Consider the following 20,718-nt stretch of genomic DNA (forward strand, 5'->3'; position numbering starts at 1 on the left):
CGTCATGCCTGAACAGGGCTAGGGGCAAAGGCCCGTGACGGTGAAGGCGACGCAGTAGGTCAAGGTGTTCTCGTCGTCGAGGAAGTCGAGGAAGAGGGAGGCGGCACGGTCGGCCGCGGCCTGCGACCCGAGCGCGCGATGGAGGAAGGGGCGGGCGATGTCCAACTTCAGCTCCCAGCGCGCGCGTTCCGCCGCGTCGGCCCGCCCGGCGATCAAGTGGTAGGGCTCGACGCGGACCGTGATCCCGCGCAGCCCGGCTTCGCGCGCCAGCCGGTAGAGACTGCGCCCCGTGTTCGGATCGAAGCCGGCAGCCGACAGGGCGGGCCGTATCCGGGCGAGCAAGGAACCGAGTTCCGCTGGCAGGGGGTCGTGCCACATGAGCTGCCCGTCGAGGTCGAACAGCACCACCGCTCCGCCGGGGCGGGTGACACGCGCCATCTCTCGCACCGCGGCGCCGCGTTGAGCGACGTACTGCAGCAGCAGACGGGCGTAGACCACATCGAACGTGCCGGAGACGAAGGGCAGATGGCAGGCGTGGGCGCAGCACCGTCGAGGGCCGGAGTCGCCGGGCCTCGACGCCCCCGCGGCCAGTCGCTCGGCGCTGCCGTCAAGGGCGACGACATGCGCCTGAGGCCACCGACACAGGACGGCGTCGGCCAGGTGACCGGGGCCTGCGCCCACGTCGAGCACCGCGGCGCGCGGGGACATCACATGCGACAGGTGCGCGCGCACCCATCCTGGAGCATCGACCTTCTCCGCCAGGCGGCCGGCCTCCCGGGCGTCCTCCATGAGGTACTCGCTCATGGGCCGTCCCCGTGGCGTTCCGCGCTGTCCCGCAGCCGGCGGTAGAGGTCCTCGATGTGGCGGTACCAGGCGCCGTACCCGTTGGCGTGCCAGATCGCCTGGGAGTACGGAGCCACCGGCTCGGCACCCGACGCGCGCAGGAACCGACCCGTGATGCCATCGGTCATCACCGGAATCGCCGCGGGCGGGAAGGACTTGTACGCGGCACAGGCGCGGGAGAGGAGTGTGCGGACCGTCCGTGCGGCGTGTACGGAGCCCAAAGCGGGGTCGATGAGCAGGTCGAGGCGGTTTTCCAGGAAGGAAAGGTTGAGCCCCAGCGGCCCCTCGTAGGCCAGAGCCGCGGCCGACAGGCCTCCGCCGGGGGCCGGCTGCACCCAGATCCTGCGTCGGCGCCGCAGCCCCGCAGGACGGTAGAGCCGGTCCACCGACTCCAACAGCAGGTCGTCTTCTGCGAGTGCTTCGGCGTGCGCGTAGAGGTTGCCCCGGGTGCGTGAGGCCAGCGAGACGAGGGCGGGGGAGTGTTCACCACCGGTGATCTCACGGACCGCGGAAACGGCCCGGTCCTGCGGCGTGGCCAGGGAGCATGCCACGGTCAGCGGCACCATGAGGTAGTCACCCGGGATGACCGAGGAGGTGCCCGGAGGGAGGACCTGCCCGATCGTGCGGAAGGTCCGGGCGGCGTAGGGGTGGTCCGGGCGGAACCATGTCTGCAGGATGTCGATGCGCCCTTCGCGCATCGTCTCCGCCTGAGCGGCCAGCATCACCGCTCGCGCCGCCTGCGGTGGCCCGGAGTTGACCAGATGTTGCGCGTGCCAGCAGGTTCCGGTGCTGCACCACATCGTCATCGCGGCGAGACCGCCGTGGGGCGAGCGGCACGTCACCACACGCTGCAGCGCCTCACCCGCGTCCCACATCCTGCGCCAGTTCTGCAGGATCAGCGGCAGGCAGGGCGTCAGCCGGGCCTTCTTCTCCGGGTAGAGGAACCGCGAACGCTCATAGTGCGCGTAAAGGGCCTCAGGGGAGAGGGTGTTGACCTCGCAGCCAAGGCTCGCGTAGGTGCCGGTCGGGGCACTGGGCACGGCAGGTTGGGGGAGGGGCGCAGAGGTACCGGGGCCCCTTGACGGTCTGCCGCCTTGTGGAGGGTCGCTGTTCCGACGGGCTTGTGGCGTGCCGTCGGACTCGACGGCACGCCAGGCCAGGGTCGGTTGCTCGGCGTACGGCATCGTCGGCGAACCCTGTCCCGAGGTGCCGGGACGTGCCGGACGGGGCACGGTCCGAGGGCCGGTGCCCATGGACTGGCGGCCGTAGTGGTGTTGCGCCGAATAGCGGGGCATGGCGCTGATGGTGGCCCGGTCTCCAGGTCACCGGAATGGGAACAACTGCTGATTGACCGCGGGCAGAACGACGCCCCGTATCAACGCGTATCAACGGTGTTCCGCGCGATTACCCACGAGGTAATCGCGCGGATCCACCACCTCTGCTGAAGTCGGTGATCTCCCCGCTCGGCCGGACGCGGGGCCCGGATCGGAGGACCAGCCATGTCGACAACCACCCCCACGACCACGCGCGCCGCGGTGCGGGAACTGCTGCGCCGCATCGGCGAGGGCGACCCCGAGCGCATCGCGGAACTGTACGCGGAGCGGGGCGACTGGAAGCTGGACTGGCCCGAGGCCGAGCACGGTCGCCCCGCCCACCCCTGGATCCGCCACCGAGCCACCCGTGCCGACGCCGAGGCCCACTACCGCGAGCTCGCCGAGGCCCACGTCCCTGGAGAGGCGGCCACCGAGGTCGAGCGGATCCTCGTCGACGGCGACGACGCCGTCGTGCTCGGCGAGATCCGTCAGACCGCGCGCTCGACGGGACGCGCCTACCGCGCCCGTTTCGCCCTGCACCTCACCTTCGACCAGGGCCTCGTCACACGGCACCACGTGTACGAGGACAGCCTGGCCGTGGCTCAGGCGTTCGGGGAGGAGGGCTGACCGTCCGCCAGCGTCGCACGGGCAAGAGCCGCCACCCCGTCGTGGATCTCTTCCGGCGAGGTGCCGTTGGCGCTGAGGTGTTCGACGAGGTCGCTGCGTACGGCGGCCAGCAGGGCATGGGCGAGGAAGTCCGCGTTCTGGGCGCCGCGGGCTTCGGCGAGCAGAGCCGTGAGCTCCGTATGCCACAACTCGTAGGTGTCGTTCTGGTAGGGGCTGCCGCTGCCCGCGCCCTCCAGGGCCAGCATCAGCGGGCGCGTCTCCAGCTTCAGGCGCAGCATGGCGTCGAGGAGGGCGAGGGCGCGCACGTCGGCGGGGGCGCCGGGGCCCAGGGGCGGGGGGCCCGTGACGACGTCGGCCCGCAGTTGTTCCGTGCGCTGCTCGACGAGCGCCTTGACGAGGCCGACGCGGTCGCCGAACCGGCGGAAGAGCGTCCCCTTGCCGACCCCGGCCGCCGTCGCGATCTCGTCCATGGACACGCGATCGGGGTCGCCGCGCTCGATGAACAGCCGCTCGGCGGCGGCCAGTACGGCCTCGCGGTTGCGCTGGGCGTCGGCCCGCTCCTTGCGCGGGGGTGGTGTCACGGTGCCTCCACTGGAAAAACGGACCAACGGTCCGTATTATTGATGCGGACCGCTGGTCCGCATATTAGCGCGGGCCGGGGTCGTGGATGCGGAAGGGCATCACTCCCATGACGAACATGACGACGCCGGACGCGACGAACGAGACGACGCCGAATGCGCCGAACAAGACGACGCCGGACACCACGCCCTCGGGCGTCTTCCGGCGAGGCCTCGACCTGCTGCTGGACAAGGACTTCGAGGGGTGGGTGGATCTCTGGGCCGACGACGGGGTCTTCGAGTTCCCCTTCGCCCCGCCCGGCGCCCCACGCCGCCTCGACGGCAAGTCCGCGGTCCGTGCCTACATGACCGCGTATCCCGACCACATCGACCTCGCCGCCATCCCGCACGTCGAGATCCACGTGACCGCGGACCCGGAGGTCGTCGTCGTCGAGATGCGCGGCGAGGGGCGCTCGGTGAGCACGGGGCGGAACTTCGAGATGGAGTACGTCGCTGTCGTCACCGTCAAGGACGGATACATCACGCACTACCGCGACTACTGGAACCCGCAGACCGCCCTGGAGATTGCGGGCGGCACCGACGCGCCCTTCGTGGGGGGCGGGCGATGAGCGAGAGCGGGAGGGTTCTGGTCACCGGCGGGACCGGTAACACCGGACGCCGCGTCGCCGCCCTGCTGGCCGCGGCGGGCCACCCGGTCCGTGCGGTGAGCCGACGGCCGGAAGGCGGGCCGGCGGGCGTCGCCGGATTCGAGACCGGGCGCTTCGACTGGGACGACACCGCGACGCACGCCCCGGTGCTGGAGGGTGTGGGGCGTCTCTATCTCGTCCCGCCCACCGCAGCCCCGGACCCCGCCGCGCACCTGATCCCGTTCCTGGACCGGGCGCGGCGCGCGGGAGTCGAGCGCGTCGTGCTGCTCGCCTCCTCCGCCATCGCGGAGACGGACGGCGGCCTGGGCGAGGTGTACGGAGCGATCCGCGAGCGGTTCGCGCAGTGGGCGGTGCTCCAACCGTCCTGGTTCATGCAGAACTTCACCGGCGACCATCCCCACGCCCACGGCGTCCGCGCGTACGACGAGATCGTGACGGCCGCCGGCGACGGCCGCATCGCCTTCGTCGACGCCGACGACATCGCCGAGGTCGGCGCGCGGGCCCTGACCGACGAGCATCCGCACAACACGGCCCACCTCATCACCGGCCCCCGGGCGCTGAGTTACGCCGACGTCGCCGAGGTGATCTCCCGTGTCGCGGGGCGTCCGGTCCGCCACCGCGCCGTCTCCGGCGCGACGATGCGGGACCGGCTCGCCTCCACCGGTATGCCGGTGCGGTTCGCCGAGCTGCTCGCGGGGATGGACGAGGCGATCGCGGCGGGTGCGGAGGATCGTACGAGTCCGGCGGTGGAGCGGGTCACCGGCCGTGCGCCGCGCTCGTTCGCGGACTTCGCGGCGGCGCACGCGGACGCCTGGCGGCGGTGAGGGAAATCCGGATGCGCCGCACCGCCCCGGCTCGGCAGAATGCCCGCCGGGCCGCCGATGCCGAGGGGGCGCGACGCCGAGCGCCACCCGCAGGGGCGGGCCGGCATCGGCCTCGGTCCGCTGCGCGGCGCCATGATCGACGAACTCGGCGACGCGGGCCGGTGGTTGGACAACGGAGGTCTCACGCCGGAACCGGCAGGGCCGCACGGCTGCGAGAATCGCGTGCATGGAGCAAGCGTGCATGGAGCAAGAGTGTGTGCCGGAGAACGAGGAGCCCCTGGTCGTCGTGGCGGCCGCGATCGTCCGGGAGGGCCGCCTCCTGGTCGTCAGCAAGCAGGCGGCCCCCGACCTCTTCTACCTGCCCGGCGGCAAACCGGACGCGGGAGAGTCCCCGACGCAGGCGCTGACGCGGGAACTCGACGAGGAGCTCGGCGTCATGCCCCTGGACCCCCGCTTCCTGGCGGACGTCGACGCCGTGGCGGCCCTGGAGAACGTACCCATGAGAATGACGGTCTTCGAGGCGGACATCGACCGCACCCCCGCGCCCGCGGCCGAACTGGCCCATCTGCGATGGGTGTTCGGCGACGTGAGTGACCTCCGCCTCGCGCCTGCCGTACGGGACCAGGTCCTGCCGATGCTGCGGGAGCGGGGTGCGCTCGCGGCATAGCGGGGTGTGTTGCTAGTTTGTGCCCGTGACGTTCGATTCAGACAAGGTGCGCCGTCGCTGAGAGCGACGGCGCGTCACCCCCGTTCTCGCCGTCGCTCCTGAGCCCTGGCCAGGAGCGCCTCCGTGGCGCTCGGACTTCCGTGTTCCGGAGCGCACTTCATGCTTGCCTTGTCTGTTTCCGATGCTGTCTCCGTCCGGCAGCGTCGCCGTGTCCTTGCCGCCGACCTCATCTCCACGGCCGTCTTCCCGCTCGCCATCACCGGCTCGACGGCCGTCGTCCCCGAAGCGACCGCCCAGTTGCCGGGGCCGGACGCGCTGGGCGCCTGGATCGTCCTCGCCTACAACGGGCTGTTCGCCGCTGCCCTGCTCCTCGCGGGAGCGATCGCGGACCGCGGTGCCCGCACCCGGTTCTTCGCCCTCGGCAACGTCGTCGTCGCGGTCGCCGGGATCCTGTCCGCCCTCGCCCCGGACCTGTCGTCCCTGGTGGCCCTGCGCGTGGTCGCCGGAATCGGCGCCGCCGTGTGCGCGGCCGGTGGATCGTCGATGGTCCTGGCCGTGTACCCGCCACAGGAGCGGCGTCGCGTGTACGGGTACGCGGGTGCCGTGCTGGGCAGCAGCCTGGCGCTGGGACCTGTGGTCGCCCAGGCCCTCATGGCCGTCGGGGGCTGGCCCCTCGTCTTCCTCGTCCCCGGGGCCGTCGCCGCCGTCGCGGCCATGGCCACGCTCGGGTTGCCGGGACTGCGCAGCCCCGAGGTGCCCGAGGAGTTCGACCGCATGGGCGCCGTTCTCTTCGGGGGGAGCGTCGCCGCCGCGGTCACCGCGTTCGGACTGGGCTTCGGTGCGGGCGTCCCGTGGTGGGTGCCGGCAGCGCTCGTCCTCCTCGCGGCGGCCTGCGCGACCGCACTCGTCCGCGTGGAACGACGTGCCCCCGACCCCGCGCTCCCCGTGGACCTGCTGCGGATCCCCGCCTACGGTGCGTACGCGTTGGCGACGGGTGCCTTCATGGGGATGCTCGTGGTGGCACTGGCCGTGCTGCCGCGGCTCGGCGCCGCCGAGGACATGGGCGCGGGCGGGGCGGCGGTCGTGCTCAGCCTGCTCACCGTGCCGTCGACGCTCCTCCCGCTGCTCGCCGCGCGGATCGCGCGGCGCTGGGCGCGGCCGCTGGTGACGACCGCGCTGTTCCTGTGCACCGCCACCGCGGCCGCCCTTCAGCTGACCGGCCGCCCCGCCGCCCTGCTCGTCGCGGCCGCGGTCATCGGGTTGTGCCTCGGGCTGACCGAAGGCGTCCCGGACGGGCAGGCCCTCATGTACGTGCCCTCCGACCGGGGAGGGGCGGGCGCCGCGCTGTTCAGCACGGCGCGGATGAGCGTGGAAACACTCACCCTGGCCGCCGCCACCGGCCTGATGACCGCGCTCGGCCCGTCGTCCGGCCTGGCGGTCGCCGGAGCCGTGTGCCTCGTCGCCGCCCTCGCCCTCCGGCGGGCCGTCCCCTCCAAGGACACGCGGCCCCGCCCGCGGGTCCTGGCCCGGACATCGGGCACCGAGTGACGAGCGGTTCAGCCAAGCGGTTCAGACGAGAGGTTCAGACGAGAGGTTCAGGAGAGGCCGCTCGCCATGAGGAGAACGAGTACGACGACCGCGAGCGCGGCGCCCAGCACATTGCCGACGACGAGCCGCCGCCGCAGGGAGCGGTACGTCTCCTCGTACTCGGAACGCAGTTGGTGGCTGCGCCGGGCGACCTGCTGCCAGCCGTGCCGCGTCAGCGAAAGGTGCTCCTCGGTGTAGTGCCGCTCCACCTCCTCGCGCTGCGTGTCCGTCAGCCAGGGCAGCCGCGCGGTGAAGTGCTGTGCCGCGGTGCGGCCGTCGGCGCGGGCCGCCTCGACGAGGAGGTGGCCCTCGACCTCGTTGATCAGGGCGCGCACGTCCACCGGGCGGTCGTCCATCGCCGTCATCGCACGGCCCGCTGCTCGCCCGAAGAGGCCTCGGCCTGCGGCAGGGCCTCGGAGGCGTGCAGCACCTCGGGGTGGTGCAGGTCGAACGCCGGGGATTCCGAGCGGATGCGGGGCAGGGAGTCGTAGTTGTGCCGGGGCGGCGGGCAGGATGTCGTCCACTCCAGTGAACGGCCGTAGCCCCACGGGTCGTCGACCTCGATCTTCTTGCCGTACTTGGCCGTCTTCCAGACGTTGTAGAAGAACGGCAGCAGGGACATGCCGAGCAGGAAGGAGAAGATCGTGGAGACGGTGTTGAGTGCCGTGAAGCCCTCCACCGCCAGATAGTCGGGGACCCGGCGGAGCATTCCGGCCGTGCCCAGCCAGTGCTGGACGAGGAAGGTGCCGTGGAAGCCGATGAAGAGCGTCCAGAAGGTGATCTTGCCGAGGCGCTCGTCGAGCATCTTGCCCGTGAACTTCGGCCACCAGAAGTGGAATCCGGAGAACATCGCGAAGACCACGGTGCCAAAGATGACGTAGTGGAAGTGCGCGACGACGAAGTACGAGTCCGTGACGTGGAAGTCCATGGGCGGCGAGGCCAGGATGACGCCCGTCAGGCCGCCGAAGGTGAAGGTGATCAGGAAGCCGACCGCCCAGAGCATCGGCGTCTCGAAACTCAGCGAGCCCCTCCACATGGTGCCGATCCAGTTGAAGAACTTCACACCGGTCGGGACCGCGATGAGGAACGTCATGAAGGAGAAGAAGGGCAGGAGCACGCCCCCCGTGGCGTACATGTGATGGGCCCACACCGTCACCGACAGACCGGCGATCGCGATGGTCGCGCCGATCAGGCCCATGTAGCCGAACATCGGCTTGCGGGAGAAGACCGGGATGACCTCGGAAATGATGCCGAAGAACGGCAGGGCGATGATGTACACCTCTGGGTGGCCGAAGAACCAGAAGAGGTGTTGCCACAACAAGGCGCCGCCGTTGGCCGCGTCGAAGATGTGCGCGCCGAACTTGCGGTCCGCCTCCAGGGCGAACAGCGCGGCGGCCAGGACCGGGAAGGCCAGCAGGGCGAGGACCGCGGTCAGCAGCACGTTCCACACGAAGATCGGCATGCGGAACATCGTCATGCCAGGCGCGCGCATGCAGATGATGGTGGTGATGAAGTTGACCGAGCCGAGGATCGTGCCGAAGCCGGAGAAGGCCAGACCCATGATCCACATGTCGGCGCCGATGCCCGGCGAACTCACGGCACCCGACAGGGGCGCGTACGCGAACCAGCCGAAGTCGGCCGCGCCGTTCGGCGTGAGGAAACCGCCGACCGCGATGAGCGAGCCGAACAGGTACAGCCAGTAGGCGAGCATGTTCAGGCGCGGGAACGCCACGTCAGGGGCGCCGATCTGCAGCGGCATGATCCAGTTCGCGAAGCCGGCGAACAGCGGCGTCGCGAACATCAGCAGCATGATCGTGCCGTGCATCGTGAACGCCTGGTTGAACTGCTCGTTCGACATGATCTGCGTGCCGGGCCGGGCGAGTTCGGCACGCATCAGGAGCGCGAGCACGCCGCCGATGCAGAAGAACGCGAACGACGTGACCAGATAGAGCGTGCCGATCGTCTTGTGGTCGGTGCTGGTCAACCACTTGACCACCACGAGTCCGGGGCGACGGGGCCGTGTCGTCGTACGCATGGAGGGCTTGCGCACGGAGTCGGAACCGGAATCGGCGGCGCGCTCGGGTGGCGGCATCACGGTGTTGCTGTCCATGTCCCGCCTGTGTCCGGCGGTCGCCGATCTGTGACAGGTGCGCGGAGCGACATGGATCACACCCCGAAGGTGTGACGCGTGGGGCTGTGCCGGACACTTCGTAACCGTGAGCGACGACGAAATTTTCGCCGCTGCCTATCGCGAGCACTACTGGGCGGTCAGCCGCTACGTGGCACGGCGGCTCGGCGGCCCGACGAGTGACACCGAGGAGGTGGTGGCCGACGTGTTCGCCGTTGCCTGGCGACGACGCGCCGACCTGCCGCCGTGTCCTCTGCCCTGGTTGTACGGGATAGCGCGGCGCTGCCTGGCGAACGCGGTCCGTGGATACGGGCGCAGACGGCGCCTGTTGGAGCGGATCGGCAACGACGAGACCCGCCACCGCAGGGACGTGGTGGCGGGGCCGGAGGCCGACCGTCCGGGGGAGTGGGTGCACGACGCCCTGGACTTGCTCTCCGCATCCGACCAGGAGGTGCTCCGCCTGACCGCCTGGGAGGGGCTGGACACGGAGGAGCTCGCGACCGCGTTGGGCTGTGGCACGCGGGCGGCGGCGATGCGGTTGCACCGGGCGCGGCGCCGGCTGAGAGCGGAGATCGACCGGATGGGCCCTGACGTGGGGGCGGGAACGGGGCCGACGGTTTCGGCCGCGCCGAGCGATGCGCCGCCCGTCGCGAGGGCCGCACCGATCGCCCGTCCCGCCCCCACACCCCGTTCCACCCCCCTCACCCTCACCACCCCCACCGCTCGACCCGCACCGGCCGACCGGCCAGCCCCTGAAGCGATTCGCGCCACCGTTCCGGAGGACCACGGCCATGGCTCATGAGACGCATGACGACGAACTCGCCGCGCTGCGCGGCGCCGACCCCGTGCCCGCCGACCATCCGCGGTTCCACGACCGGCCCCTGCCGGCGCACGCGGAAAGGCAGTTGAACCAGCTCCTGTACAGCGCGCACGGTCCGCAGAGCGCGCGAGGTGCGCGGCGACGCCCGGTGCGCCAAGTGCGCCGCCTCGTCTGGGGCATCGAGATGGTCTCGCTCGCCGTGGCCGCGGCGCTGGCCCTCGTCCTCGCGGGGTCGAGCAGCGCGCCCGCCGCAGCCGCGCCCCATCCGCTCACCCTCACCGCGGGTTCCGAGCCGCTGTCGCTCGGCCGGATCGCGGACCGGGCGGCGACGGCGGCGTCGGCCGACGGTGCCCCGCGGCTGCGCAGGGGCACACACGTCCTGACCTGGAGCCTGGCCGTGCGGTCGGGTTCCGGCGCCGCGCCGATCACGCTGCCCGAGGAGCGCGTCACCCGCTGGCGGGCGGACGGCAGCCACACGGAACTGGTCGTGGCCACGGACCCGCGCCACCCGGGCAAGCCCGTCATCGCCGACGGCGACGAAGGGCCCCGCACGGTCCGTGACGGCAAGGTCCTCAGCGACCGCACCTACCCGCCGAGCCGGGGAACGGCCCCGCCCCAGTCCCGGCCCCCGCACACGCCCCGGCGACTGAGCACCTACCTGGCCGCGCTCAGCCGCCCCAGCGACCCCGCTCCGCTCACCGGCACCGGTGAACTCCTGGACGCCGTGGCGATGTTCCTCCGCCACTGGACGCCGGGAGCGCGCGAGACGGCGGCGCTGACCCGCCTCCTCGCCGACGCCGATGGCCTGCGCCCGGCCGGCGCGGTCACCGACCGGCTCGGCCGCCCCGGCCAGGCGTACGTGTACGAGACGGACGGCCTGCGGCGCATGCTGATCCTGAACCCGGTCCGCGGCACCGTGCTCGGCCTGGAGGACACGCTGACCAAGAACGATCGCGCGTACGGAGTGGAGGCCGGGGACGTCATGTCTTACAGCGCCTGGATGCGTTGACCCGGGCCCGCCCCGAGGCGGGTGGGTGCTTGAAGCACCCGGCACGGTGATCGTTAACATGTGCCAGATGGGCGTAAACAAGCAGGAATCGGGCGATCGGGTTGAAGTCTCCGAGCAACAGGCGTCCGAGGGGCGGGTGTCGGAGGAGCAGGTGGCCGAGGCCAAGGCGCGGGCGGCCCGATTGCTGCTCGCGTTCCGGCACGGCAACCAACTCGCGTACGACGCCCTGATCGCGGAGTTCGGCGCCGACGAGCAGACCACCGACCTGGTGTCCGCGCTGTGCTGGATCGCCAACGAAGGCGTACGCAAGGCGTATCTGCCCGAGGCGGGGGACCAAGTGCTGCGGCACATGGTGCGCCGGGCCGACTTCGGCGACCGGTTCGTGCTGACGGAGGACGGCGCGGGGCCGGACGCCGGGGCGCTGCTCGAGGCGGTCGCGGCACAGGACGTGAGAGCGGTTCAGGAGGTCGTGCGCAGGACGCCGGACACGACCTTCCTGCTGGGCAGGTTCGTGCTGGCCTTCGCGATGATGCTGCCGGACGTTCCGGAGGCGGTGCTGAAGGAGGTCGTGGAGGAGCTGCGGGGGCGGTGAGGTCACTCTGCGGGCAGACGCACCCGCCGCACCTCGCGGTGGACCTCCCAGGGGTCCGCCACCGGGCCCACGTGCCCGAGCTTGTCGGGGTTGATCACGGAGCGGATCGCCTGGATCCGTCCGTCGAGGACGTCGAGCGCCAGGGTGTGGAGCACCTTGCCGTCGCGGTCCCGGAAGATCGCGCCCGGCTGGCCGTTGAGGTCGTGCGGTTCGAAGGTCACGTCGGCGCGGGCCATGCGGGGGAAGACGGCGGCGAGCAGGCGGGCCACGTTCGATGCGCCGATGACGGCCCTGGCCAGCTGCGGTGCCTTGCCGCCGCCGTCGCCGACCATCGACACGTCGGCGGCGAGGAGGTCCTGGAGGCCGGCGACGTCGCCTTCGCGCAGGGCGGCGAAGAAGCGTGAGGCCAGCTCCTCCCGTTCCTCGCGGGCGGCTTCGAAGCGTGGACGCCCGGCTTCCATGTGCCGCCGCGCCCGCACGAGCAGTTGCCGACAGGCCGCCTCCGACCGCTCGACCGCCGCGGCGACGTCGTCGAACCCGAAGCCGAAGACCTCCCGCAGCACGAACACCGCCCGCTCCAGCGGGCTGAGCCGCTCCAGGAGCAGCAGCGCCGCCATCGACACGGAGTCGGCCAACTCCGCGGAGCGCGCCGGATCCTGATACGGATCGCTCAGCAGCGGCTCGGGGAACCAGGGGCCCACGTACTGCTCCCGGCGCACCCGCGCGGAACGCAGTACGTCGATGGAGATCCGTGTGACCGCGGCGGACAGGAAGGCCTTGGTCGACGTGGGCGTGGTCGCCGAGCCGGCGTACCGCAGCCAGGTCTCCTGCACCGCGTCCTCGGCCTCGCTCACGCTGCCCAGAATGCGGTAGGCGATCGAGAACAGCAGGGGCCGCAGCTCCTCGAACTCCTCGACTTCGCGCACGCCGACTCCTTGTTGCCGATGGGGGTGTTGGCCGAATCCGGTGACGCTTGTCCTCAGTGGAACTGGCCGGGCTGGTAGTCACCGGCAGGCTGCCGGGCGATGACGTTCATCCGGTTGGCCATGTTCATGAACGAGACGAGGAGCACCAGGGCGGTGAGGCGCTCCTCGTCGTAGAACTTGGCGGCACGCGCCCACACTTCATCGCTGACGCCACCGGCCGCGTCCGCGACCCGGGTGCCCTCCTCCGCCAACTCCAGGGCGGCACGCTCGGCCTCGGTGAAGACGGTGGCCTCGCGCCAGGCGGCCACGAGGTTGAGCCGCAGTGAGGTCTCGCCGGCCGCGGTGGCGTCCTTGGTGTGCATGTCGATGCAGGCGCCGCAGCCGTTGATCTGGCTGACGCGCAGCGCCACGAGCTCCTGCGTCGCGATCGGCAGAGCGGAGTCCTTGAGCGTCCTGCCCGCCGACATGAGGTACTTGAAGGCCTTGCCGGCGGTGGGGCTGGCGAAGTAGTTCAGTCGCGCGTCCATGGGGTGCTCCTCGGTGATCGTCGCTGAGTCGTACACCCCTGAGACGAGGGAGCGCGATCTCCTGTGACACGACGGAATGTGACACGCGTCTCGCATGCTGCGGTCGTGCGACGGCCCCGCGACGGCCCCGCGATCAGGGAGTGTCACCCCGCCAGTCCCACATCACGTCCGAACCGGGCCGCGGTCCGTAGTCGGCACGGCCGCCGGGTCCGTATGCCCCGATCTCGGTGACCAGGAGCGCCCCCTCGGCGAGCTGCCGCTGCGTCCACCCCGTGACATCGAGGAGCAGCCCGTCGAGCGGCCCACCGGACAACTCCCGATAGGCGTGGCCGGGCTGCGGGCCCGGATCCGGGTCGTCGTGGTCCGCGCCGTAGACACGGCGCCGTATCAGCTCGTCCATGGTGCGAGCGTCGCATGCGGCACTGACAACGGGGCCCTGGGCGAGGGCGTCACGAAGGTGGGGTGACCCCGGCATCGCGCCCCGCGAGCGGTACCCCGAGCGGCCGGGCCAGGCCGACGATCCCCTCGTCGAGCCGCTGCAGATGCCGCAGCACACGGAACGCCACCGATCCGGTCCGCAGGACCTCGTGGCGGCCGCTGTCCAGCATCGAGGCGATGCTCGCCCCCGACTCGATGGTGCCGTCCGGCTCCTCGTCACGGACCTGCGCCGCGATCAGGTCGATGTTGTGCGTGATGCGCCGCCCGGCGAGCGCGAGGCGCGCGTCGGCCGCGACGCTCTTGCTGGAGGGCACGAGCTCGGCCGTCGCCGCCAGCGAACGGGCGTGGTACGCGCACGTCTCCAGGAGCGCGACGACATAGCGGGCCGTCTGGCGCCGGGCCCGCAGCGGGGCGATCGGATGCGTCAACGGCTTCGTGGAGCTGCGCAGATCGTCCAGCGCCGTGTCCAAGTCCCGCGCCAGGTCGACCAGATCGACCGCGGGACCGCCGCTCAGCTGGGACACGGCGGCCGACACGACGTCCCGCAGCCGCGCGAGGACGGTGCCGAGCTCCTCGTCCGTGCGGTGCGAGGTGCGCACCGGCAGGACGAGGACCGCCGCGATGATCCCGCAGGCCGCGCCGAGCGCCGTCTCCTCGATGCGCAGCACGAGGACGTCCAGGCTGTAGGTGTTGAGCAGCGTGTAGAGCAGGCCCAGCATCGCGGTGACGAAGAAGGACATCAGCGCGTACGACAGAGGGGCCGTGAAGAACATGCCGAAGATGCAGAGCACGACCAGGGCGAACGCGATCCAGGTGTGGTTCCCGACCGCTCCGGCCAGCGCCACACCGGCCACCACGCCGAGGACCGTGCCGACGAGACGGCGGTAGCCCTTGACCAGGATCTCGCCCGTGGACGCGGTGTTGAGGAAGACCACCCAGCAGGTCAGGACCGCCCAGTACCACCGCTGCGTGGACAGGAACTCGCCCCCGACGATGGCGAGCGCCGAACCCACCGAGACCTGCACGGCCGCCCTGGTCGTCGGCCGCCGCAGCCCCGTCGGCTCCTCCTCCGCCTGTTCCACCGCCTCACCCAAGAGCGATATCTCCTCCGCCTCGAACTCCTCGCGGGAGCGGGCGGCCTCCGGGGTGTCGTACTCCTCGTCGCGCGAACCGTCCACCGCGAGACGCAGACCCAGGATCGCGCGCGCCGCCTCACCGACCGCGCGGAAACAGTCCTGGACCGCCGGCGAACCCTGTGGAAGACCCTGCTCCTCGCGGTATCCGAGCAGCCTGTTGCGTACGTACGGAAGCGCCGTACCGCGATCGTCGGGCACCAGGCGTACGACGAGCAGATGCAGGGCCCGCAGATCCCTGCGCAGCGCGGAGCCCGCGTCCTGCCCGATGCGGGTGCGCCCCGGCGCGGGGGCGGGGGCGTTCGGCAGGTGCAGCGTGATGGTCTCGACGCGCTCGGCACTGCGCGCGTTCAGGAGCAGGACGCCGAGGCGCTCCGCGGCGATCTCGGCGTCGGCGACCCTGCGCTGCAGCAGCGCCGCGGCGGACGCGTCGCGCGTGCCCTCTTCGAGACGGCCCTGGATCATGAGCGCGGCCTCGTGCAGCCGGGCGGTGCTGCGCCGCAGGTCGTCCAGGATCCCCGGCACGTCGTCGGCGTCGGCGTCGAGGAGTTCGATCTGGTGGGCCACGAGTTGGGCGAGCCGGGCCCGGAAGGCCTCGCGCAGCCGCGCGAGGGTCCGCTCCGGAGTCTCCGGCACCACGGCGAACCGCACGATCGCGCTGCACACGAAGGCGATGGTCAGCGTCAGGAACAGCCCCGGAAGCGCCGAGACGGACGCGTCCACGAACAGGGAGACGAAGTAGACCTGGAAGCCGATCAGGCCGAGCGCGGTGCCCCGGTCGCCGAACCGGCGGGAGTACACCGCCCCGAAGATCAGCAGGATGAAGAAGAGGTCACCCGTGACGACACGGGAGTTGAGCAGCGCTCCCAGGGATATCGCCGCGAGCGCCACGGGCAGGCCGAGCGCCAGCGTGATCGCCTGGCCGCGCACCTCCTTCTCCTGGATGGCGAACGTGGCGACCATCGCCGCCATCGCGCCCGCCACCAGATGGGACACCGAGGTGCCGAGCGGGGCGAGCACGGCGAGGGCGAGGAGGATCGCCCCGACCGTGCGCAGCCCCGCCATGAGCCGCAGGAGTCCCGGGTCGGAGGCCGAGAACCGGTCCCAGACCCCCTTCGCTGTCCGTCGTGCCGCTGCCATCGCGATCCCGTACGCTCCCTGGCTCGTCCCATGTTCCCTGGTCACCGGCCCTGTCGTGGGCCTGGCGTGCCCCAGCATCGCATGGGGTGGTCCGTGGGGATCATGACTGGAGTAGGGTTTCGCTCCCGCACTCCAGGAGGCACCGTGGCAGCGTCGACGGACCGTACGTCGCAGGGCAGCAGGGCAGCAGGGCAGCAGGGCATGAGCGTGCGCGTGGCGGTGGGCGACACCGTCGAGGACTTCACCTTGCCGGACGAGACCGGCACCCCGCGGCAGCTCTCCGAACTGCTCGCGGACGGCCCCGTGGTGCTGTTCTTCTATCCGGCGGCTCTCACGCCCGGCTGCACGGCCGAGGCCTGTCACTTCCGTGATCTGGCCGCCGAGTTCGGTGCCGCGGGGGCGCGGCCCGTGGGGATCAGCGGCGACGGGGTGGAGCGCCAGCGGGAGTTCACGGAGCGGCACACCCTCGGGTTCCCCCTCCTCTCGGACCCCGAGGGCGCGGTGCGCGGCCGATTCGGGGTCGCGCGCGGCTTCTCCCTCGCGCCCACCAAGCGCGTCACGTTCGTCATCGGCCGGGACCGGACCGTCGCCGAAGTCGTCCGCAGCGAACTGCGCATGAATGCGCACGCCGACCGTGCCCTGGCAGCCGTACGCCGTCTCGAAAAGGGCTGACCTCAGCCCGGGGAGAGCAGTGGATGAGCATGAGCGACTCGTCGGACCGCCGGACGGACCCCTTGGTGGCGCTGTCCGTGGAGCAACTGCGACAGCGCACCAGCATGAAGTGGCGCGCACACCCCTCGGACGTCCTCCCGCTGTGGGTGGCGGAGATGGACGTCCCCCTCGCGCCGCCCGTCGCCGACGCCCTGCACCGGGCCGTCGACCGCGGCGACACCGGGTACCCCTTCGGCACCGCGTACGCCGAGTCCCTCGCGGAGTTCGCCGCCGCGCGCTGGCGTTGGGACGGCCTGCGGGTCGAGAACACCGCGATCGTGCCCGACGTCATGATGGGCATCGTCGAGGTCCTGCGCCTGATCACCGACCCCGGTGACGCGGTCGTCGTCTGCTCGCCGGTGTACCCGCCGTTCTACGCGTTCGTCTCCCACGACGGACGGGACATCGTCGAGGCCCGCCTCGGACCCGATCTGCGCACCGACCTGGGCGCGCTCGAAGAGGCGTTCATCTGTGCCCGGCGAGGCGGGCGGCGGGCCGCGTTCCTGATGAGCAATCCGCACAACCCGACCGGCGTCGTCCACACGCGCGCCGAGTTGGAGGCCATCGCCGCGCTCGCCCGCAGCCACGGCGTGCGCGTGGTCGCCGACGAGATCCACGCCCCGCTGATCCTCCCCGGAGCCCACTTCACGCCGTTCCTCAGCGTTCCCGGCTCCGAGGACGGCTTCTGCGTCATCTCCGCGTCCAAGGCCTGGAACCTCGCGGGCCTCAAGGCCGCCCTGGCCGTCGCGGGCAGCGAGGCCGCGGACGACCTGCGCCGGATGCCGGAGGAAGTCAGCCACGGCCCCAGCCACCTGGGCATCCTGGCCCACACGGCGGCGTTCCGCGACGGGGGCGAGTGGCTCGACGAACTCCTCGTCGGACTCGACGCCAACCGGAGCTTGTTGGGCACCCTGGTCGAGGAGAACCTTCCCCACGTCGGCTACCACCCGCCGCAGGGAACGTATCTCGCCTGGCTGGACTGCACCCGGTTCGCCCTGCACGACGAGGACGGCGCGGGACCCGGCATCGTGAGCGACCTCGCGGGACCGGCGAAGCTGTTCTTCGACAAGGCCCGCGTGGCGCTCAGCTCAGGACACGTCTTCGGCACCGGCGGCGCGGGCTGCGTACGCCTCAACTTCGCCACGTCACCGGAGATCCTGCGCGAGGCGGTGGAGCGGATGGGCCGCGCGCTCACCGGCCTCGGGCCATGCCCGTGAGAGTCACCCGGACCACGCCCGCGAGAGCCACCGGACCACGCCCGTGAGCGTCAGAGGAAGCTGACGTTCTGTGCGAGGGAGAGCGTGCTGGAGTAGTTGACCGTGTTCGTGGCCGACCGCATGTAGGCCCGCCACGCGTCCGAACCGGACTCGCGGCCGCCGCCCGTCTCCTTCTCCCCGCCGAACGCGCCGCCGATCTCCGCGCCGGACGTCCCGATGTTCACGTTGGCGATGCCGCAGTCGGAGCCCTCGGCGGACAGGAAGCGTTCGGCCTCCTGCTGGTCGCGGGTGAAGATGCTCGACGACAGGCCCTGCGGCACGTCGTTGTGCAGGGCGATCGCCTCGTCGAAGGTGTCGTACGTCATCACGTACAGAAGGGGAGCGAACGTCTCCTCGCGGACGACGTCGGTCTGCCCGGCGACGCGGACCACGGCCGGTTCGACGTACGCGGCGTGGGGCGCCGTGTCCACCGCGCGGCGGGCGCCGCCCGCCAGGAGCTCGCCGCCCTCGTCGCGTACGCGGGCCAGCGCGCCCCGCATCCGGTCCAGCGCCCGGGTGGAGATGAGCGGGCCGACGAGCGTGGCCCGGTCGAAGGGGTCACCGATGGGCAGCTTCTGATAGGCGGCGGTGAGCCGGCCGACGAGCGTGTCGGCGACGTCGCGGTGCACGATCAGGCGGCGCAGCGTCGTGCAGCGCTGCCCGGCCGTGCCGACCGCGGCGAACACGATTCCCTGCACGGCGAGATCCAGATCGGCCGACGGGGCGACCACCACGGCGTTGTTGCCGCCGAGTTCGAGCAGGGAACGCCCGAAGCGGGCGGCGACGCGCGGGCCGACCTCGCGCCCCATGCGGGTCGAGCCGGTGGCGCTGACCAGCGCGACGCGCGGGTCGTCCACGAGCCGCTCCCCGACGGCGCGGCCGCCGAGCAGCAGCCGGTGCACGTCGCGGGGCGCCCCGGCGTCCTCGGCGGCACGGGAAAGGAGCCGGTCGCAGGCGAGCGAGATGAGGGGGGTGAGTTCGGAGGGCTTCCACACCACGGTGTCGCCGCAGGCCAGCGCGACGGCGGTGTTCCACGACCAGACGGCGGCGGGGAAGTTGAACGCGGAGATGACACCGACGACTCCGAGGGGGTGCCAGGTCTCCGCCAGGCGGTGCCCGGGGCGCTCCGATGCGATGGTGCGGCCGTAGAGCTGCCGGGACAGGCCGACGGCGAAGTCGCAGATGTCGATCATCTCCTGGACCTCGCCGAGGGCCTCGGAGCGTATCTTGCCCGCCTCGATGGTGATCAGGTCGGCCAGGTCCTCCTTGTGCTCGCGCAGCAACTCGCCGAGCCGCCGCACCAGTTCACCCCGGCGCGGCGCGGGCGTGGTGCGCCAGTCGAGGAAGGCCGCACGGGCAGCGGCCAGCGCCTCCTCGGTCCCGGCCGGGCCCGCCGCGGCGAGGCCGAAGAGGTTCTCGCCGGTGACGGGGGTGCGGGACCACAGGGCCTCGCCCTCGGGGACGGCGACGCCGACGCGGTCGAGTGCGGCGCGGGCACGGGCACGCAGCGCGTCGGTGGTGGGCAGGACGATGCCGGTCATGAGGCTCCCTGGGGGCTGAGTGCGCGGGCGACGTGGGCGAGGGAGCGGTCCCGCTGCCGCTCGTACAGCGCGAAGGGGTCGACGACCTCGCGGCCCAGCACGCCGGAGAGCGAGTCCACGTCGTACGAACTGCCTACCTGGCCGCTGTTCCTGGACCCCGTGTCGCTGAGGTTGGACTGGAAGATGCCGGCGGCGGAACGCGGCAGGAAGTCCTCGTACACGATCGGCTCGGCCCGCACCCAGCCGCCGTCGAGGAGCCCCTCGATGTCGGTGGGCGGACGGCTGCCGTCCCGGGGCCGGTCGGGCACCACGTGGTAGGTGAAGAACCCGAGCCCCCGCGCGGCGAGTTCGCGTTCGCTCGACGGCAGGTGCTCGGCCCACACGGCCCGCGCGATGTCCCCGCGCTCGGCGGCGGGACGGTGCGCCGCCCGTTCGTCGACGAGGGCGAGCATGCGGTCGTACAGGGCGCGGCCCTCGCGGGTGAGGGCGATGCCGCGGGCCTCGACCTCGCCGAAGCGCACCCGCAGCGTCCCGCTGCTCACGCCGCCGTCCGCGGCACGCAGGGCCCTCGGTTCGGCGAGCGCCCGGAAGGAGGTCTGGCGCAGCAGGACGTCGGGCCCCGCCCAGCGGGGCGGCCCCTGAATGGTGTCGATCATCTCGATGCCGCGCTCGGTCATGCGTCGGTACAGCTCGTCGATGTCCAGGACGCGAGGGGTGAGGTGGTTGATGTGGGTGCTGCGCACGCCGCCGATGTCCGCGGCGACGGCGGAGATCCGCTCCAGGGCGGTGTACCAGTCCCTGTCGATGGGCTCGGACGACAACTCGAAGGCGCGCACGGCAAGGTCGAGGAACCGCTCGGCTTCCTCCTCGGGCAGTGCGCGCTCCGCCTCGGCCCGGTCGGCGAGCGCGAGCAGCTCCGGCGGAAAGAGCTCGCGTCCCGCGAGGAACGCGGTGAGGCGCTCGCGCAGGTCCGCGTCGAAGAAGCGGGGGTCGGAGACGGTCAGCATGGAGGTGAAGACCCGGAACGGATTGCGGGCCAGTTCGTCCTCGGCCACGGGACGGAACGCGGTCGACACGACGGGCAGCGCGCTGGAGGCGGTGTCGCGCAGGTCGTAGAAGCCGACGGGGTGCATGCCGAGGGCGCCGAAGACGCGGGCCACCTGCCGCATTTCCTCCGGAGTGCCGACCCGGACGGCGCCGTGCCGTTCGGCGGTGACACGAGCGATGGAGCCGAGGCGTTCGGCGTCGGCGCCCCGGGCGCGCAGGACGTCCTCGTTGACCTCGCGCGAGACGTCCACGAGCGTGGTGTACGCCGGGACCTCGCGCCCGTACATCCGCGAGAGCCGCTCGGCGAACGCGGCGCGCAGCCGCCACTGCCCGATCATCGAAACGAAGTCCTTTCGATACGGTC

20 protein-coding genes and 1 pseudogene are annotated in these 20,718 nt (G+C 71.8%); 10 read left to right on the forward strand and 11 right to left on the reverse strand.

Annotation, left to right across the window (positions count from 1 at the left end; translation table 11 throughout):
• Positions 1 to 18: 18 nt before the first annotated feature.
• Both AB0B50_RS02815 and AB0B50_RS02820 read right to left on the reverse strand, forming a co-directional pair.
• Positions 19 to 804, reverse strand: coding sequence for a methyltransferase domain-containing protein (locus tag AB0B50_RS02815; RefSeq protein ID WP_362324435.1), 786 nt, complete (start codon positions 802 to 804; stop codon positions 19 to 21).
• Positions 801 to 1,883, reverse strand: coding sequence for a hypothetical protein (locus AB0B50_RS02820; RefSeq protein WP_362324438.1), 1,083 nt, complete (start codon positions 1,881 to 1,883; stop codon positions 801 to 803). The genes AB0B50_RS02815 and AB0B50_RS02820 overlap by 4 nt, the downstream gene beginning before the upstream one ends.
• A 459-nt stretch (positions 1,884 to 2,342) precedes the next feature.
• Between AB0B50_RS02820 and AB0B50_RS02825 the strand changes: the two genes are divergently transcribed.
• The gene (locus tag AB0B50_RS02825; protein ID WP_362324441.1) at positions 2,343 to 2,783 is read left to right on the forward strand and encodes a nuclear transport factor 2 family protein; all 441 of its coding nucleotides are present in this window, start codon (positions 2,343 to 2,345) and stop codon (positions 2,781 to 2,783) included.
• Here AB0B50_RS02825 and AB0B50_RS02830 read toward each other — a convergent pair.
• Positions 2,759 to 3,364, reverse strand: coding sequence for a helix-turn-helix domain-containing protein (locus AB0B50_RS02830; RefSeq protein ID WP_362324444.1), 606 nt, complete (start codon positions 3,362 to 3,364; stop codon positions 2,759 to 2,761). The genes AB0B50_RS02825 and AB0B50_RS02830 overlap by 25 nt on opposite strands.
• Before the next feature lie 107 nt (positions 3,365 to 3,471).
• Here AB0B50_RS02830 and AB0B50_RS02835 point away from each other — a divergent pair, with 107 nt between their 5' ends.
• The 4 genes from AB0B50_RS02835 to AB0B50_RS02850 all read left to right on the forward strand — a co-directional run bounded on the left by AB0B50_RS02835 (position 3,472) and on the right by AB0B50_RS02850 (position 7,047).
• Positions 3,472 to 3,969 carry a nuclear transport factor 2 family protein gene (locus AB0B50_RS02835; protein ID WP_362324447.1) on the forward strand — a complete coding sequence of 166 codons (498 nt, stop codon included), beginning with the start codon at positions 3,472 to 3,474 and terminating at the stop codon, positions 3,967 to 3,969.
• The gene (locus AB0B50_RS02840) at positions 3,966 to 4,832 is read left to right on the forward strand and encodes an NmrA family NAD(P)-binding protein (RefSeq protein WP_362324450.1); all 867 of its coding nucleotides are present in this window, start codon (positions 3,966 to 3,968) and stop codon (positions 4,830 to 4,832) included. The genes AB0B50_RS02835 and AB0B50_RS02840 overlap by 4 nt, the downstream gene beginning before the upstream one ends.
• Before the next feature lie 241 nt (positions 4,833 to 5,073).
• Positions 5,074 to 5,499 (forward strand): NUDIX domain-containing protein, encoded by a 426-nt coding sequence (locus AB0B50_RS02845; protein WP_362324453.1) that lies wholly within the window; start codon positions 5,074 to 5,076, stop codon positions 5,497 to 5,499.
• A 168-nt stretch (positions 5,500 to 5,667) separates the two neighbouring features.
• A complete protein-coding gene (locus AB0B50_RS02850; protein WP_362324456.1) occupies positions 5,668 to 7,047 on the forward strand; it encodes an MFS transporter in 1,380 nt (459 codons plus the stop codon).
• 47 nt (positions 7,048 to 7,094) lie between these two features.
• Here the strand turns inward: AB0B50_RS02850 and AB0B50_RS02855 are convergent, their stop codons facing one another.
• Both AB0B50_RS02855 and ctaD read right to left on the reverse strand, forming a co-directional pair.
• The gene (locus AB0B50_RS02855) at positions 7,095 to 7,442 is read right to left on the reverse strand and encodes a hypothetical protein (protein ID WP_362324459.1); all 348 of its coding nucleotides are present in this window, start codon (positions 7,440 to 7,442) and stop codon (positions 7,095 to 7,097) included.
• A 5-nt stretch (positions 7,443 to 7,447) separates the two neighbouring features.
• On the reverse strand, positions 7,448 to 9,196 hold the full coding sequence (gene ctaD, locus AB0B50_RS02860; RefSeq protein WP_362324462.1) for a cytochrome c oxidase subunit I: 1,749 nt from the start codon (positions 9,194 to 9,196) through the stop codon (positions 7,448 to 7,450).
• A 106-nt stretch (positions 9,197 to 9,302) separates the two neighbouring features.
• Between ctaD and AB0B50_RS02865 the strand changes: the two are divergent.
• The 3 genes and pseudogenes from AB0B50_RS02865 to AB0B50_RS02875 all read left to right on the forward strand — a co-directional run.
• Positions 9,303 to 9,797 (forward strand): annotated as a pseudogene (locus AB0B50_RS02865) (sigma-70 family RNA polymerase sigma factor); the annotation flags it as partial.
• A 208-nt stretch (positions 9,798 to 10,005) separates the two neighbouring features.
• A complete protein-coding gene (locus AB0B50_RS02870; RefSeq protein WP_362324465.1) occupies positions 10,006 to 11,043 on the forward strand; it encodes a CU044_5270 family protein in 1,038 nt (345 codons plus the stop codon).
• Positions 11,044 to 11,110: 67 nt separating this feature from the next.
• Positions 11,111 to 11,635, forward strand: a complete 525-nt coding sequence (locus tag AB0B50_RS02875) for a hypothetical protein (RefSeq protein WP_362324468.1) — start codon at positions 11,111 to 11,113, stop codon at positions 11,633 to 11,635.
• A gap of 2 nt (positions 11,636 to 11,637) precedes the next feature.
• Here AB0B50_RS02875 and AB0B50_RS02880 read toward each other — a convergent pair whose 3' ends face one another.
• The 4 genes from AB0B50_RS02880 to AB0B50_RS02895 form a co-directional block, all read right to left on the reverse strand.
• A complete protein-coding gene (locus AB0B50_RS02880) occupies positions 11,638 to 12,561 on the reverse strand; it encodes an RNA polymerase sigma-70 factor (RefSeq protein ID WP_362324471.1) in 924 nt (307 codons plus the stop codon).
• A gap of 53 nt (positions 12,562 to 12,614) precedes the next feature.
• The gene (locus AB0B50_RS02885) at positions 12,615 to 13,088 is read right to left on the reverse strand and encodes a carboxymuconolactone decarboxylase family protein (RefSeq protein WP_362324474.1); all 474 of its coding nucleotides are present in this window, start codon (positions 13,086 to 13,088) and stop codon (positions 12,615 to 12,617) included.
• A gap of 133 nt (positions 13,089 to 13,221) precedes the next feature.
• Positions 13,222 to 13,488 (reverse strand): hypothetical protein, encoded by a 267-nt coding sequence (locus tag AB0B50_RS02890; RefSeq protein WP_362324477.1) that lies wholly within the window; start codon positions 13,486 to 13,488, stop codon positions 13,222 to 13,224.
• Between the two features lie 49 nt (positions 13,489 to 13,537).
• Positions 13,538 to 15,799 (reverse strand): FUSC family protein, encoded by a 2,262-nt coding sequence (locus AB0B50_RS02895; RefSeq protein WP_362324479.1) that lies wholly within the window; start codon positions 15,797 to 15,799, stop codon positions 13,538 to 13,540.
• Between the two features lie 201 nt (positions 15,800 to 16,000).
• Here AB0B50_RS02895 and AB0B50_RS02900 point away from each other — a divergent pair, with 201 nt between their 5' ends.
• Entirely contained in the window at positions 16,001 to 16,471 is a 471-nt protein-coding gene (locus AB0B50_RS02900) for a peroxiredoxin (RefSeq protein ID WP_362325065.1), read from the forward strand.
• A 23-nt stretch (positions 16,472 to 16,494) separates the two neighbouring features.
• A complete protein-coding gene (locus AB0B50_RS02905; RefSeq protein WP_362324482.1) occupies positions 16,495 to 17,727 on the forward strand; it encodes a MalY/PatB family protein in 1,233 nt (410 codons plus the stop codon).
• A gap of 50 nt (positions 17,728 to 17,777) precedes the next feature.
• On the opposite strand, the gene AB0B50_RS02910 is transcribed toward AB0B50_RS02905, so the two are convergent.
• Together AB0B50_RS02910 and AB0B50_RS02915 are read right to left on the reverse strand one after the other, a co-directional pair.
• Positions 17,778 to 19,307: an aldehyde dehydrogenase family protein gene (locus tag AB0B50_RS02910; RefSeq protein WP_362324483.1), complete on the reverse strand. Its 1,530-nt coding sequence runs from the start codon at positions 19,305 to 19,307 to the stop codon at positions 17,778 to 17,780.
• Positions 19,304 to 20,692 carry a VOC family protein gene (locus tag AB0B50_RS02915; protein WP_362324486.1) on the reverse strand — a complete coding sequence of 463 codons (1,389 nt, stop codon included), beginning with the start codon at positions 20,690 to 20,692 and terminating at the stop codon, positions 19,304 to 19,306. Before AB0B50_RS02915 ends, AB0B50_RS02910 begins: the two co-directional genes overlap by 4 nt.
• Positions 20,693 to 20,718 lie beyond the last annotated feature (26 nt).

This window comes from Streptomyces sp. NPDC041068 (assembly GCF_040647455.1).
Classification (GTDB): domain Bacteria; phylum Actinomycetota; class Actinomycetes; order Streptomycetales; family Streptomycetaceae; genus Streptomyces.